The sequence below is a fragment of the Xanthomonas translucens pv. cerealis genome (assembly GCF_006838285.1).
Lineage (GTDB): Bacteria > Pseudomonadota > Gammaproteobacteria > Xanthomonadales > Xanthomonadaceae > Xanthomonas_A > Xanthomonas_A cerealis.
On sequence record NZ_CP038228.1, the window covers coordinates 482459 to 497441 of the forward strand.

Annotated in this window: 12 protein-coding genes; 6 read left to right on the forward strand and 6 right to left on the reverse strand. The window is 64.9% G+C overall.

Features of this window, described 5'->3' with window-relative positions; all coding sequences use genetic code 11:
- Positions 1 to 126 precede the first annotated feature (126 nt).
- Positions 127 to 555 carry an acyl-CoA thioesterase gene (locus E4A48_RS02135; RefSeq protein WP_142741811.1) on the reverse strand — a complete coding sequence of 143 codons (429 nt, stop codon included), beginning with the start codon at positions 553 to 555 and terminating at the stop codon, positions 127 to 129.
- Positions 552 to 3521: an excinuclease ABC subunit UvrA gene (uvrA, locus tag E4A48_RS02140; RefSeq protein ID WP_039005691.1), complete on the reverse strand. Its 2970-nt coding sequence runs from the start codon at positions 3519 to 3521 to the stop codon at positions 552 to 554. The genes E4A48_RS02135 and uvrA overlap by 4 nt, the downstream gene beginning before the upstream one ends.
- Positions 3522 to 3815: 294 nt before the next feature.
- Here uvrA and rplU point away from each other — a divergent pair, with 294 nt between their 5' ends.
- The 3 genes from rplU to cgtA all read left to right on the forward strand — a co-directional run bounded on the left by rplU (position 3816) and on the right by cgtA (position 5697).
- Positions 3816 to 4136, forward strand: a complete 321-nt coding sequence (gene rplU, locus E4A48_RS02145) for a 50S ribosomal protein L21 (protein WP_039005690.1) — start codon at positions 3816 to 3818, stop codon at positions 4134 to 4136.
- Positions 4137 to 4148: 12 nt separating this feature from the next.
- A complete protein-coding gene (gene rpmA / locus E4A48_RS02150; RefSeq protein ID WP_003468912.1) occupies positions 4149 to 4424 on the forward strand; it encodes a 50S ribosomal protein L27 in 276 nt (91 codons plus the stop codon).
- Positions 4425 to 4626: 202 nt separating this feature from the next.
- The gene (gene cgtA, locus E4A48_RS02155; RefSeq protein WP_142741812.1) at positions 4627 to 5697 is read left to right on the forward strand and encodes an Obg family GTPase CgtA; all 1071 of its coding nucleotides are present in this window, start codon (positions 4627 to 4629) and stop codon (positions 5695 to 5697) included.
- Between the two features lie 124 nt (positions 5698 to 5821).
- On the opposite strand, the gene rpsT is transcribed toward cgtA, so the two are convergent.
- The gene (gene rpsT / locus E4A48_RS02160; RefSeq protein WP_003469619.1) at positions 5822 to 6094 is read right to left on the reverse strand and encodes a 30S ribosomal protein S20; all 273 of its coding nucleotides are present in this window, start codon (positions 6092 to 6094) and stop codon (positions 5822 to 5824) included.
- A 116-nt stretch (positions 6095 to 6210) separates the two neighbouring features.
- Here rpsT and murJ point away from each other — a divergent pair, with 116 nt between their 5' ends.
- On the forward strand, positions 6211 to 7803 hold the full coding sequence (gene murJ, locus E4A48_RS02165) for a murein biosynthesis integral membrane protein MurJ (RefSeq protein WP_185910748.1): 1593 nt from the start codon (positions 6211 to 6213) through the stop codon (positions 7801 to 7803).
- Positions 7804 to 8075: 272 nt separating this feature from the next.
- On the opposite strand, the gene E4A48_RS21530 is transcribed toward murJ, so the two are convergent.
- Genes E4A48_RS21530 through E4A48_RS02180 form a run of 3 tightly spaced genes read right to left on the reverse strand, consistent with a single transcriptional unit; the run spans position 8076 to position 10641 of the window.
- Entirely contained in the window at positions 8076 to 8489 is a 414-nt protein-coding gene (locus E4A48_RS21530) for a PH domain-containing protein (protein ID WP_080603111.1), read from the reverse strand.
- Positions 8486 to 9577: a hypothetical protein gene (locus E4A48_RS02175; protein WP_142741814.1), complete on the reverse strand. Its 1092-nt coding sequence runs from the start codon at positions 9575 to 9577 to the stop codon at positions 8486 to 8488. Before E4A48_RS02175 ends, E4A48_RS21530 begins: the two co-directional genes overlap by 4 nt.
- A complete protein-coding gene (locus E4A48_RS02180; protein ID WP_237653259.1) occupies positions 9574 to 10641 on the reverse strand; it encodes a radical SAM protein in 1068 nt (355 codons plus the stop codon). Before E4A48_RS02180 ends, E4A48_RS02175 begins: the two co-directional genes overlap by 4 nt.
- A 471-nt stretch (positions 10642 to 11112) precedes the next feature.
- Between E4A48_RS02180 and E4A48_RS02185 the strand changes: the two genes are divergently transcribed.
- Together E4A48_RS02185 and ileS are read left to right on the forward strand one after the other, a co-directional pair.
- Positions 11113 to 12129 carry a bifunctional riboflavin kinase/FAD synthetase gene (locus E4A48_RS02185; RefSeq protein ID WP_142741815.1) on the forward strand — a complete coding sequence of 339 codons (1017 nt, stop codon included), beginning with the start codon at positions 11113 to 11115 and terminating at the stop codon, positions 12127 to 12129.
- Between the two features lie 6 nt (positions 12130 to 12135).
- On the forward strand, positions 12136 to 14967 hold the full coding sequence (gene ileS, locus E4A48_RS02190) for an isoleucine--tRNA ligase (RefSeq protein WP_142741816.1): 2832 nt from the start codon (positions 12136 to 12138) through the stop codon (positions 14965 to 14967).
- The last annotated feature ends 16 nt before the right edge of the window (positions 14968 to 14983 follow it).

Here is a 14983-nt window from a genome sequence, read left to right on the forward strand (position 1 = left end):
TGCGCCGCAGCTGAAAAAAATGGCCACTTTCTTAAAAAAAAGCGGCCATTTTTGCATCAAATCGCTAAATCGCTTGACATCGATTCACTCCGGGACACCATCCTGCCTTCCCGAGTCCCCGACCTTTCAGCCGCAGGCCGCGCGGATCTCGGCCGGCAGTGGCGCGCTCTTGCCGGTTTTGGTGTCGATCCATACCACCACCACGTTGCCGTCCGAATGCAGCACGCTGTCGTCCTTTTGGTCGACGATGCGGTGGCCGACGGTGATGCTGCTGCTGCCCATGCGCTCGACGAACAGCTCCACCACGATGTCGTTCGGCCACACGATCGGGCGCCGGTAGTTGACGTTGGTCGCCGCCACCACCGGGGCGATGCGGTTGCGCATCGAGAAGCCGTCCACCTGCAGCAGCCAGCGCACGCGCGCCTCTTCCAGGTAGGAGATGTACTTGGCGTTGTTGACGTGGCCCATGCTGTCCATGTCGCGCCAGCGCACGCTGATCGGCACGCGCGCCAGCGGCTTGCGCGAGGGGGATGAGTCGGCTGGGGATGCGCTCATCGTGCGGCCTTCTTCTTGGTCGTGGTCTGCTTGGCCGCCTTCTTGGCGGCGGCCTTCTCGGCTTTGCTCTTGCGCGGCGGCAGCGCGTCGGGCTTGTTGGCTATCGCTGCCGGTTTGGTCGGCTTGGCCACGGTGCCGACGGGCAGCAGCCTGGCCAGGAACTGGCCGGTATAGGAATCCGGATGCGCGGCGATGTCCTCCGGGGTGCCGGTGGCGAGGATGGTGCCGCCGCGATGGCCGCCTTCCGGGCCCAGGTCCACCACCCAGTCCGCGGTCTTGATCACGTCCAGGTTGTGCTCGATCACGACCACGGTGTTGCCTTCGTCGCGCAGCTTGTGCAGCACGCCCAGCAGCGCTTCGATATCGTGGAAGTGCAGGCCGGTGGTCGGCTCGTCGAGGATGTACAGGGTGCGGCCGGTATCGCGCCGCGACAGTTCCTTGGACAGCTTCACCCGCTGCGCTTCGCCGCCCGAAAGCGTGGTCGCGCTCTGCCCGAGCTTGATGTAGCTCAGGCCAACATCGACCAGCGTCTCCAGCTTGCGCGCGATGGTCGGCACCGGCTCGAACAGGCGCAGCGCGTCCTCCACGGTCATCTGCAGCACGTCGTTGATGTTGAAGCCCTTGTACAGGATCTCCAGCGTCTCGCGGTTATAGCGCTTGCCATGGCACACGTCGCACGGCACGTACACGTCGGGCAGGAAATGCATCTCGACCTTGATCAGGCCATCGCCCTGGCACGCCTCGCAGCGGCCGCCGCGCACGTTGAAGCTGAAACGGCCCGGCGAATAGCCGCGTGCGCGCGATTCGGGCACCTGCGCGAACAGCTCGCGCAGCGGCGTGAACAGGCCGGTATAGGTGGCCGGGTTGGAGCGCGGGGTGCGCCCGATCGGCGACTGGTCGATGTCCACCACCTTGTCGAACAGGTCCAGGTGTTCGATCTCGCGGTACGGCGCCACCGCATGCGAGGCGCCGTTGATCTCGTTGGCGGCCAGGGTGAACAAGGTGTCGTTGATCAGTGTCGACTTGCCCGAACCGGACACGCCGGTGACGCAGGTCAGCAGCCCGGCCGGGATGTCCAGGTCCACGTTCTTGAGGTTGTTGCCGGTGGCCCCGCGCAGGTGCAGGGTCATCTTCGGATTGGCCTTGTGCCGCTTGGCGGGGATCTCGATGCGGCGCTTGCCCGACAGGTACTGGCCGGTCAGCGAGCGCGGCGCCTTCAGCAGGTCCGCCACCGTGCCCTGGCCGACGATCTCGCCGCCGTGCACGCCGGCGCCGGGGCCGATGTCCAGCACGTAGTCGGCCAGGCGGATCGCGTCCTCGTCGTGTTCGACCACGATCACCGTGTTGCCCAGGTCGCGCAGCCGCGTGAGCGTGCCGAGCAGGCGTTCGTTGTCGCGCTGGTGCAGGCCGATCGACGGTTCGTCGAGCACGTACATCACCCCGACCAGGCCGGCTCCGATCTGGCTGGCCAGGCGGATGCGCTGCGCCTCGCCGCCGGACAGGGTGTCCGCCTTGCGTTCCAGGGTCAGGTAATCCAGGCCGACATCGACCAGGAAGCCGAGCCGCTCGCCAATCTCCTTGACGATCTTGCTGGCGATCTCGCCGCGCCAGCCGGGCAGATCGAGCTGGCGGAAGAAGTGCAGCGCGTCGTCGATCGGCAGCACCACCAGGTCCGGCAGCGGGCGGTCGGCGACGAACACGTTGCGCGCGGCCTTGTTCAGGCGCGCGCCCTTGCAGTCCGGGCACGGTCGCTGGCTGATGTACTTGGCCAGTTCCTCGCGCACCGCCGGCGATTCGGTCTCGCGGTAGCGGCGCTCCAGGTTGGGGATGATGCCTTCGAAGCGGTGCTTGCGCTGGCTGCGGCCGCCGGCGTCGGTGAAGTAGGTGAAGGTGATGCTTTCGTCGCCGCTGCCGTACAGCACCGCCTGGCGCACGCTCGCCCGCAGCGATTGCCACGGCGCGTCCACGTCGAACTTGTAGTGCTTGGCCAGCGAGGCGATCAGCTGGAAGTAGTAGGCGTTGCGCCGGTCCCAGCCGCGCACCGCGCCGGCCGACAGCGACAGTTCCGGATGCACCACCACGCGCTCGGGATCGAAGAACTCGGCCACGCCCAGGCCGTCGCAGCTCGGGCAGGCGCCCATCGGCGCGTTGAACGAGAACAGCCGCGGTTCCAGCTCCGGCAGCGAGTAGTCGCAGACCGGGCAGCTGTATTTGGAGGAGAACAGGTGCGGCGCGGCCGCGGTGTCGTCCAGCGACTGCACCGAAACCATGCCGTCGGCCAGCTTCAGCGCGGTCTCGAAGCTCTCGGCCAGGCGCTGCTTGATGTCCGCGCGCGGGCGGAAGCGGTCGATCACCGCCTCGATGGTGTGCTTCTGGCGCAGCGCCAGCGCCGGCACCGCGTCGATTTCGTACAGCGCGCCGTCCACGCGCACGCGCACGAAGCCCTGCGCGCGCAGCTGTTCGAACACCTGCGCATGCTCGCCCTTGCGCTCGCGGATCACCGGCGCCAGCAGCATGTAGCGCTGCTCCGGGTCCAGGCTCAGGATGTGGTCCACCATCTGGCTGACGGTCTGCGCCTCCAGCGGATAGCCGTGGTCGGGGCAGCGCGGCTGGCCGACGCGCGCGTACAGCAGGCGCAGGTAATCGTAGATCTCAGTGATGGTGCCGACCGTGGAGCGTGGGTTGTGCGAGGTCGATTTCTGCTCGATCGCGATCGCCGGCGACAGCCCTTCGATGTGGTCGATGTCGGGCTTTTCCATCACGCTGAGGAATTGCCGCGCGTACGCCGACAGCGACTCCACGTAGCGGCGCTGGCCTTCGGCGTAGATGGTGTCGAACGCCAGCGACGACTTGCCCGAGCCGGACAGGCCGGTGATCACGATCAGCTTGTCGCGCGGCAGGTCGAGGTCGAGGTTCTTGAGGTTGTGCGTCCGCGCGCCGCGGATGCGGATGAAATCCATCGCCATGAGAAGTCCGTGTTGTGCCGGCCGGGCGTCAGCCCAGGGCCAGCGTGGGGGCGGAGAGGGGACGGCAATCGATCAGCCTACCCAGCTTGTCAGGTGGGGGCAATTGCCGGATTTGCCAGGATTCGTGCCGCGCCGCGGCTGGCTGGTTCAGCCAATCGCGGCGGGGCGCCGGGGCCGCATCCGCGCCGGGGTCGGGGCTTGACCCTAACCCGCTGAAGCCATTAAAATTCCGCTCCTGTCTGCCCGAAGAGGCACGGCAGGGGCGACCACAATAACTACAGAGGAAGTCTGGTCATGTACGCAGTACTGGTAACTGGCGGTAAGCAATACCGCGTCGCGCAGGGCGAAACGCTCCGCGTGGAAAAGCTCGAAGTCGAAGCCGGCAACGAGATCAAGTTCGACAACATCCTGATGCTGGGCGACAGCGACGGCATCAAGCTCGGTGACGCGCTGAACGGCGCCACCGTGACTGCGAAGGTCGTGGCCCATGGTCGTGCCGACAAGGTGCGCATCATCAAGTTCCGCCGCCGCAAGCACCACATGAAGCGTCAGGGGCACCGGCAGCATTACACCGAAATCGAGATCACCGGCATCGCCGGTGGCGACAAGAAGTAAGGAGCAGCAGTCATGGCACATAAAAAAGGCGTAGGTTCCTCGCGCAACGGCCGCGACTCCAACCCGAAATACCTGGGCGTGAAGATCTTCGGCGGCCAGGCGATCGAGGCCGGCAACATCATCGTGCGTCAGCGCGGCACCCAGTTCCACCCGGGTTCGGGCGTCGGCCTGGGCCGCGACCACACCTTGTTCGCGCTGGTCAACGGCAAGGTCGAGTTCTCGGTGAAGGGCGCCAAGAAGCGTCGCACCGTGAGCGTGGTTGCCGAAGCGGCCACCGCCGAGGCGTAAGCGTTTCGCCTCCAGGGCCTGCGCCACGGCGCGGGCTTGCTGACGAAAGCCCCGCTTCGGCGGGGTTTTTCGTTGATGGAGCCGGGGCCGGGGACCAGGTCCCGGAAATCGCTTGACAGCAATTTTTGCTGGGACGCCATCTTGCCGGTCCCCGGTCCCCGGTCCCCCGCTACACTTTTCACTCTCTATCAGGCCGTACCCCATGAAACTCGTAGACGAAGCAGAAATCCAGGTCAGTGCCGGCAATGGCGGCAACGGCTGCATCGGCTTCCGCCGCGAGAAGTTCATCCCGCTGGGCGGGCCGGACGGTGGCGATGGCGGCAACGGCGGCAGCGTGTGGCTGGTCGCCGACGAGAACCTCAATACCCTGGTCGATTTCCGCCATCAGCGCGCATTCCGTGCGCAGCGCGGCGAGAACGGCATGGGCCGGCAGATGTACGGCAAGGGCGGCGAAGACCTGGTCATCACCGTGCCGGTCGGCACCGTGGTGATCAATGTCGATACCGACGAGACCATCGGCGACTTGGTCGCGCACGGCGACAGGCTGCTGGTCGCGCAAGGCGGCAAGGGCGGCCTGGGCAACATGCATTTCAAAAGCTCGGTGACGCGCGCGCCGCGCAAGGCGACGCCGGGCGAGGAGGGTGAGGAGCGCACGCTGAAGCTGGAACTGAAGCTGCTCGCCGATGTCGGTCTGCTCGGTTTTCCCAATGCCGGCAAGAGCACCTTCATCCGCGCGGTGTCTGCGGCCACGCCGAAGGTCGCCGACTATCCGTTCACCACGCTGTATCCGAATCTGGGCGTGGTCAGCGTCGAGGCCTACCGCAGCTTCGTGATCGCCGACATCCCCGGCCTGATCGAAGGTGCGGCCGACGGCGCCGGCCTGGGTGCGCAGTTCCTGCGCCATCTGCAGCGCACGCGTTTGCTGCTGCACCTGGTGGATCTGGCGCCGATGGAAGGCGGCGTGGATGGCGTATCGCCGGTCGAGCAGGTGCGCGCGATCGAGCGCGAGCTGGAAAAGCACGACCCGGCGCTGCTGGCCAAGCCGCGCTGGCTGGTGCTGAACAAGGCCGACCTGCTGTTCGAGGGCGAGGCGCGCACGCTGGCCCAGCAGGTCGTGGCCGAACTCGGCTGGACCCAGCCGTGGTACCTGGTCTCGGCGCTGAGCCGCGACGGCACCTGGCCGATCATGAAGGATGTGATGGCGTTCTTCGACCGCCAGCGCGAGGATGCGCTGGAAGCGGCCGCCAATGCCTCCGCCGCCGATGCGCTCTGAGCGCGGCGGCCGGTCCGCCGTGCGCTTGTCGCCAGCGGATCACACGCACACGAAAAACCCGGCCGAAGCCGGGCTTTTTCGTAGTGCCGGAAGCGCGGGCGCTTCCGGCAACAACCGCAGCCGGTTAGGCGGCGGTCTTGATCGCCTTGATGCGGGCGGTCAGGCGGCTCTTGTGGCGCGCCGCCTTGTTCTTGTGGATCAGACCGCGCGAGCTGAAACGGTCGAGGATCGGCTGGGCAACGGCGAAAGCGGCTTCGGCGCCTGCGGCGTCGTTGGCGTCCAGGGCCTTGATGACCTTCTTGACGGCGGTGCGCAGCATCGAACGCTGAGCCGTGTTGCGCGCGTTGCGCACGACGGTCTGCTTGGCGCGCTTCTTGGCGGACTTGATATTGGCCACGGTGGTGGTTTCCTGGAAAGCTGTGTGGTGGATAAAAACAAGCGGGAGAGTATGAAGGTTCTAAACAACTGCGTCAAGCCAATTGTCAAGAGGGTCGCTGCATGAGTACGCCGCGCATGCTCCGCGGGCTGCTCTCGTTCAGCAGCATGACCATGGTCTCGCGCGTGCTGGGGCTGGTACGCGATCAGGCTATCACCATTTCGTTCGGCGCCAACGCGACCACCGACGCTTTCTGGGTCGCCTTCCGCATTCCGAACTTCCTGCGTCGGCTGTTCGCGGAAGGCTCGTTCGCCACCGCCTTCGTGCCGGTGTTCACTGAGGTCAAGGAAACCCGGCCGCATGCCGACCTGCGCACGCTGATGTCGCGGGTGTCCGGCACCCTGGGCGGGATTTTGCTGCTGGTCACCGCGCTGGGGCTGATCTTCACCCCGCAGGTGGCGCTGCTGTTCAATCCCGGCTCCAGCGACGATCCGGCCAAGTTCGGCCTGATCGTTCACCTGCTGCGGCTGACCTTCCCGTTCCTGCTGTTCGTGTCGCTGACCGCGCTGGCCGGCGGCGCCTTGAACAGCTTCCATCGCTTCGGTCTGCCGGCGCTGACCCCGGTGATCCTCAACCTGTGCATGATCGCCGGCGCGCTGTGGCTGGCGCCGAAGCTGGAGGTGCCGATCCTGGCGCTGGGTTGGGCGGTGCTGGTCGCCGGCCTGCTGCAGCTGCTGTTCCAGTTGCCGGCGCTGCGCGGCATCGACCTGCTGACCCTGCCGCGCTGGGGCTGGAGCCATCCGGACGTGCGCCGGGTGCTGACGCTGATGGTGCCGACCCTGTTCGGCTCCTCGATCGCGCAGATCAACCTGCTGTTGGACACGGTGATCGCCTCGTTCCTATACGCCGGTTCGCAGAGCTGGCTGTCGCAGGCCGACCGCTTCCTGGAACTGCCGCTGGGTGTGTTCGGCGTGGCGCTGGGCACGGTGATCCTGCCGGCGCTGTCGCGGCACCACGTCAAGACCGACCATGCCGGCTTCTCCAACGCGCTGGACTGGGGCCTGCGCACCACGCTGCTGATCGCGGTACCGGCGATGCTGGGGCTGATGCTGCTGAGCCAACCGCTGGTGGCCACGCTGTTCCAGTACGGCAAGTTCACCGCGTTCGACACGCGCATGGCGGCGATGTCGGTGTTCGGGCTGAGCTTCGGCCTGCCCGCGTTCGCACTGTTGAAGGTGCTGCTGCCGGCGTTCTACTCGCGCCAGGACACGCGTACTCCGGTGCGCGCCGGGGTGGTCGCGCTGGTCGCCAACATGCTGCTGAACCTGCTGTTCCTGGCGATCCTGTACCAGCTGTGGGTGCCGGCTGAGCTGCGTGCGCAGGGCGTGCGCGCGGCATTGGAGGCGGTGCCGGGCCTGCACCTGGCACTGGGCCTGGCCAGCGCGGTGGCCAGCTACATCAACCTGTCGCTGCTGTGGCGCTGGCTGCGCCGCGCCGAGGTATACCGGCCGCGGCCGGGCTGGGCCGGCTACCTGCTGCGGCTGGGCGTGGCCTGCGCGGCGATGGCCGCGGTGCTGGGGCTGGGCCTGCACTGGCTGCCGGGGTTCACCACGATGGACAAGTGGCACCGCATTGGCAGCCTGCTGGCGCTGGTCGGCGGCGGCGGGGCGGTGTACCTGCTGGCGTTGCTGGTGTTGGGGTTCAGGCCGCGGGATTTGCGCGAGCAGTGAGGACTCGGGACTCGGGACTCGGGACTCGGGACTCGGGACTCGGGACTCGGGACTCGGGACTCGGGACTCGGGACTCGGGATGGGTCTCATGGGTGAATGAGCCGAATCCAAAGTCTGCTGGATCGCATTGGTGCGAGCAGCATCTGCTTTTACGTGTCCCGAGTCCCGTGCCACCCAAGCTATACTTAACGGTTAAGCATTATCGGCCGACGCACCCGCGCCGACGCTTCTTTCGGAAGGAGCTCTCTTCACAGCTATCGACACACACTCGATCAGCGTTGCTCTAAGGCTCTTTGTGCGTCTCGGATGGCCTTTATAAATCCTTGTTTGTCCTTAGGGGAAATCAGGATTCTCTTCTGGCCATAGTGTATTTCAAGGCGATCAAGAGAGAGGGCCGGGCTGGAAATTGGATTTGATGAAGGCCTTATGTCACTAATCTGATCTAGTGGTATACGTTGCCTGATCGGGCCGCTGCGAACGATGAGGACTTCTGATTCAATGGTGTATGCCGTGGAAAGCAGGAGCCAGGCGGGCAATACGGTACCTATAACAAAGACGGCTGCCGCGGTTAGCAAGCCTCCATTGGATCGCCCATGCGACGCAGCTACGACAGTTACGAGAGAGACCGCGATCACTAACAACATGATAGCCGCTAACCACCAGTCGATCTTCGATCTGAACGTCATAACTTGCTCCGACTCTCACTCTGAGGTGCTAGGCCAGAGATCCTGAGTGAATAGGCCTGAACCGCGGATATGGCTGTGCTGAGTTGGGTCTCGTCGAATTGGAAGAGGCCTGCACTGGCCATGGCGCGCATGAATGCATCCACTTCACGTGAGATCAGGTCTCGATACACCTGTGTTTGAAGTTCTGAGCTACCAAGGATGGCTCCAAGCCGCAGCGCGCGCTGGCTGTTCCTAACCAAGAGCGGATCAAGTTTTGTCATGCTTCCATTGAACGCACCTCCGCGGTCCTCAACTAATTGTGGGGGTTGTGGCGAACTGCCAGAGGTGCTGACCTGAGTAAGAACGGCAGCTGCAGAAACGACCGCGACCATTAGATAGACCACTGCTGTAACCGCGGCGCCAGCTGTCACGGCTGCGACACAAACGGTCACAGTTGTGCAGAACATCGGTGTGACGCGACCAGGGGAGGTCAGGTGGTAGAGCGCTGCCAAGTCATCTTCGGTCGGGGTGCCAGCGGTGTGGGTGACTAGCTCCAGAAGTGCCTGGTCTTGGTCGTTTTGCGTGACCATTCCTTCTGATCGAAGAATCTTGGCAATTTCATCGTAGTTCCCTTGCAGCGCAGTCGCGATTCGGTTTGTCAGTACCGACGTCTCGGGCTGCTCGAAGAGCCCTGCTGCCTTAAAGAGTGTGATTGCGCCATCCCAGTCTGAATTCTCTAACGTCTGCCGAACAGCTGGGTCGCTTGCGCAGGCGAGCATTCTGGTGACTTCGCTATTGAGTATCCTGTCAGAGCCGTCGAGCCCATGGGATCGAAGGAATTTCTCTGGGGACGCACGGAACAGGGTCGACTCTTCGCTAGAGGTCAATACGCGATCAACGACTTGCGCGACTCGTGCCAACTCCGCCCACGAATCAGCTGGAAGGCCAGTCTGCGACAGCGGAAGCATGAATTTCGCTGCCGCTTGGCCCCCGTCGGCCTGAACGCTTAGTGGGGTTCCGTAGAGCCTTTCAGAGCTGGCGCCGCTAGCGGTGGCTGTGGCAGCTGCTGGGGCAACCAGGGCAGCCTGTATGAATTTCCTTCTCTTCATGTGGTCTCTTCTTCCTTGTTTAGGGTAGGTGAAATTTTTTTGCTCGAAACTTCCAAGGCTCGCTTCAGGTAGAACCTTGTCATGACCTCCGGCGCAAGCTGCTGATAACGGGATAACACTGCGCGCTTTACCTCGTCATCTTTATGGAGGATTGCGCAGGCTTGGCATATATGGACTACGCCATCAAGGATCTTGGCAGATTCCTTGCCTAGAACACTTTCAATGATCGCGTATGGGCCGTCCGTGTGTATCCAGAATTTTAGGAAGTCTTGAGACTGGCTGTAGTAGAGTGCATCCATATTGCTGCCATCACAACGACCAAGGCGCATCTCTGGAATATGCTCGAGTGTCAACCCGCAGCACGCGGACAGGTTGTCGTGAGGGGTGACAACGACGTTTGAGAAGATCTGGTCGCAGCCATTTCTCAAGCTTTCGTGGTCGATTTCCTGGCCGCGCTCGTCGGCATCGTTGTGAAAGGGCATCCAACTGTTGGACTGAATGCGTAGAAATCCCTCCCTGAGTAACTTCTGTACACGCGGATCCGACGCAAGGTGGCGATAGTGCCTGTTTTTTTCTTCATCAGCCTCGACGGTGATCAGTGTCGGAATCATGCAGCCGGTAACCGCTTGGGCCGCGTTGATGACGCAATCCTGAGAGACAAATTCCTGATGATCTTTTCCGGTGCTGATGTTGAGTTCTGAGAGGCGTGAAGCAGCCAGCTTTGAGGCAACATGATTGGCAGATCGTTCTGTCTTACCCCAGGAGCCGTTCGATACAATGCGTGTCAAGAGCCCTAAGCTCGTACACAAAGCAACGGCTTCATAGAGGTCCTCTTTCAGAAGAGTAGCCTCGCCACCGCTGAATACAACTATCTTGAGGTTCTGAAACTTGCTCTTGGCTTCCTTGATGCGATCCAGGAGCGCTTCACGCTCGAGCCTTCCTACGACTTTGGGACTTGATTCGAAACAGCATTGCCTGCATGCAGCGGTGCAAGTATATGTGCACAAAATCGTCAAAGTCTGCGGATCAATCAAGCGAGCGTGATAAGCCTTTGCCTCATTCATGAGATTTCTACTCCTTTGCTATGAGATTCCATTTCTTTAGCGTTCGATTTTTTTTAGCATTGGGTTGCGTCGTTGTCAAGTTTGCCGAGCGCGATAGAGAGACGCTGATCATGGAGTCGAACTGGGCGGTGATCCTGAGTGTCCGGGCCGGGACGTCTTTGGGTCAGCGATTGACAGTGGTTACCGACTGTTTTCGGGCGCTCCGGTCCTCGCCAGTAACACGTCTCGGCGCGTCGGCCGGCGATACTGCTCGAATCCGGCGCATGATCGGCAACCATCGCCGACGTCTGCTGTTTTATCGGTCGATTCCGGTCTTGAGGAGGGGGTCATCTTCCTTCTCCGCGACCCCGACCCCGACCCCGAACCCCGAACCCCGAACCCCGAACCCCGAACCCGCCCCTCAGTCGCTATACTCGCCGGTTACGCATCATCATCGACCGGCGCCCCAGCGCCGACGCTTCGGACCGAGGAATGAGCAGGCTGTTTAGAGACGTCGAGGGCGGGACCCTGTTCCCGCAGGGAAGCGTGGTCTGCATCGGCGCCTTCGATGGCCTGCACCTTGGCCACCGCGCGCTGGTGCGGCAGGCATCGGCGCGCGCGTGCGCCGTCGGCGTGCCGGCGGTGGCGTTGAGCTTCGAGCCGCTGCCGCGCGAGTTCTTCGCGCCGGCCGCGCCGCCGCCGCGGCTGACCCTGGCACGGACCAAGGTCGAAGGCCTGCAGCAGCTGGGCGCGGACAGCGTGGGCCTGCTGCGCTTCGATCGGCGCCTGTCGTCGATGAGCGCGCAGGATTTCGTGCGGCGCACCCTGGTCGATCGGCTGCAGGCGCGCGAGGTGTGGATCGGCCCGGCGTTCCGTTTCGGCCACAAGCGCGGCGGCGACATCGCGCTGCTGCGCGAGATGGGCGCGCAACTGGGCTTTTCCGCCGGCGAGATCGAGCCGGTGCACCTGCGCGACGAACGCATCTCCAGCACCCGCATCCGCGAATTGCTGGTGGCCGGCGCATTCGCGCATGCCGCCGAACTGCTCGGCCGCCCGTACGCGATCGACGGCCGCGTGGTGCGCGGCAAGCAGCTCGGGCGCACCCTCGGCTATCCCACCGCCAACCTGCGTTTCCCGCGCACCCCGGCGCTGTCGGGCATCTACGCGAGCTGGGTGCACGGGGTGACCGCGCAGCCGTGGCCGGCGGTGTCCAGCTTCGGCACGCGGCCGACGGTGCAGGGCGTGGAGCCGCTGCTGGAAGCGCACCTGTTCGATTTCCACGGCGACCTGTACGGGCGCCACATCGCCGTGGAATTCGTCGCCAAGTTGCGCGACGAAGAAACGTTCTCCGATCTGCCGGCGCTGACCGAACAGATGCACCGCGACGCCGCCCTGGCCCGCCGCCTGCTCGCGTCCGCGCCGCCGCGCGCGCACGCCGAGGGCGCGGGCCACGCGCACCAGCCCGCGCCTTCGCGCGCGGACTCCCCCATGAAGACCACCGACCGGTAAATCCCAGTGACCCAGGACTACAAAGCCACCCTCCATCTGCCGGCGACGGACTTCCCGATGCGCGGCGATCTGCCCAAGCGCGAGCCGGATACGCTGGCCCGCTGGGAGAGCGAGGGGCTGTACGCGCAGCTGCGCGACAACGCCCAGGGCCGGCCGCTGTTCGTGCTGCACGACGGCCCGCCGTACGCCAACGGCGCGATCCACCTCGGTCACGCGGTCAACAAGATCCTCAAGGACATCATCGTCAAGTCCAAGTACCTGGCCGGCTTCGATGCGCCGTACATCCCGGGCTGGGACTGCCATGGCCTGCCGATCGAGATCGCGATCGAGAAGAAGTACGGCAAGGTCGGGGTCAAGCTGGATGCGGCGCAGTTCCGGCAGAAATGCCGCGAATACGCCAACGAGCAGATCGACATCCAGCGCCGCGATTTCAAGCGCCTGGGCGTGATCGGCGACTGGGACAACCCGTACCGCACGCTGGATTTCCATTTCGAAGCCAACGAGATACGCGCGCTGGCCAGGATCATCGACAACGGCCACCTGACCCGCGGGGTGAAGCCGGTGCACTGGTGCTTCGATTGCGGCTCGGCGCTGGCCGAGGCGGAGATCGAATACGCCGACAAGCAGTCGCCGACCGTGGACGTGGCCTACGCCGCGCGCGACGGCGCGGCGCTGGCGGCGGCGTTCGGCGTCGCGCTGCCGGACGGCGTCGAAGTCGCGGTGCCGATCTGGACCACCACGCCGTGGACGCTGCCGGCCTCGCTGGCGGTGTCGCTGGGGCCGGACCTGAGCTACGCCCTGGTCGAAGGCCCGGCACGCGACGGTCGCCGCCGCTGGCTGGTGCTGGCCGATGCGCTGGCCGAGCGCGCGCTGCAACGCTACGGCGTGAGCGACGTGGTGGTGCACGGCCGCGTCGCCGGCGCGGCGCTGGAAAACCAGGTGCTGGCGCATCCCTTCTACGACGAGCGCGACATTCCACTGATCCTTGGCGACCATGTGTCCGACGAGGAGGGCACCGGCGCGGTGCACACCGCCCCCGGGCACGGCCAGGAAGACTATGTGGCGGCCAGGCAGTACGGCCTGATCGATCGCTATGGCGCCGCGCAGATCAATCCGATCGATGGCCGCGGCGTGTACCTGCCTTCGACCCCGCCGGCCGACGGTGTGGCGCTGGCCGGGCTGCACATCTGGAAGGCCAACGACACCATCGCCGAGGTGCTGGCCGCGCGCGGCGTGCTGCTGGCGCACGCGAGCATGGTCCACAGCTACCCGCACTGCTGGCGGCACAAGACCCCGATCGCGTTCCGCGCCACCCCGCAGTGGTTCATCTCGATGGAGCAGGCCAGGCTGCGCGCCGATGCGCTGCAGGCGATCGAGGGCGTGCACTGGTATCCGTCCTGGGGCCAGGCGCGCATCGCCGGCATGATCGCCGGGCGTCCGGACTGGACCATCTCGCGGCAGCGCACCTGGGGCGTGCCGATCGCGCTGTTCGTGCATCGCGAGACCGGCGAGCCGCATCCGCGCAGCACCGAGCTGATGCGCCAGGTCGCCGACCGCGTCGAGGAGAGCGGGGTGGACGTGTGGTACACGCTCGACGCCGCCGAACTGCTCGGCGACGAAGACGCCGACTACGACAAGATCACCGACATCCTCGACGTGTGGTTCGACTCGGGCGTCACCCACGAGACGGTGCTGGCCGAGCGCGGCTTCCCCAAGCCGGCGGACCTGTACCTGGAAGGCTCGGACCAGCACCGCGGCTGGTTCCAGTCCTCGTTGCTGACTGGCGTGGCCATGGACCAGGCGGCGCCGTACCGGCAGTGCCTGACCCACGGCTTCACCGTGGACGAGCACGGCCGCAAGATGTCCAAGTCGCTGGGCAACGGCATCGAGCCGCAGGACATCATGAAGACCCTGGGCGCGGACATCCTGCGCCTGTGGATCGCCTCCAGCGACTACAGCAACGAGATGTCGCTGTCGCAGGAGATCCTCAAGCGCAACTCCGACGCCTACCGGCGCCTGCGCAACACCGCGCGCTTCCTGCTCGGCAACCTGCACGGCTTCAACCCGGCCGTGCATCTGCGCACCTTGCCGGAACTGGTGGCACTGGACCGCTGGATCGTGCATCGCGCCTACGAGGTGCAGGAGCAGATCAAGGCCGCCTACGCGCGCTACGACTTCGCCGCGATCGTGCAGGCGCTGCTGAACTTCTGCAGCGTGGACCTGGGTTCGCTGTACCTGGACGTGACCAAGGACCGTCTGTACACGATGCCGGAGGACTCGCACGGCAGGCGTTCGGCGCAGAGCGCGATGTTCCATGTCGCCGAAGCGTTCGTGCGCTGGATCGCGCCGATTCTGAGCTTCACCGCCGACGAACTGTGGGGCTACCTGCCCGGCGCGCACGTCGGCAACGTGCTGTTCGCGACCTGGTACGAAGGCCTGGCGCCGATGCCGGACGATGCGCCGCTGAGCGCGGCCGATTTCGAGCAATTGCTGGCGCTGCGCGAGCAGGTGGCCAAGGTGCTGGAGCCGATGCGCAGCAACGGCGTCATCGGCGCGGCGCTGGAGGCGGAGATCACCGTCGCCGCCGACGCGGCCACGGCCGCCAAGCTGCAGCCGCTGCAGGAGGAATTGCGCTTCCTGTTCATCAGCGGCGACGTGGTGGTGCGCGAGGCCAGCACCGACGAGATCTTCGTCAGCGCTCAGGCGACCAGCAAGCAGAAGTGCGTGCGTTGCTGGCACCACCGCGCTGACGTGGGCGTGGATCCGGCGCACCCGGAACTGTGCGGCCGCTGCGTCGGCAACATCGGCGGACCGGGCGAGGAGCGCACCTGGTTCTGATCCGCCCCTGTGCGGC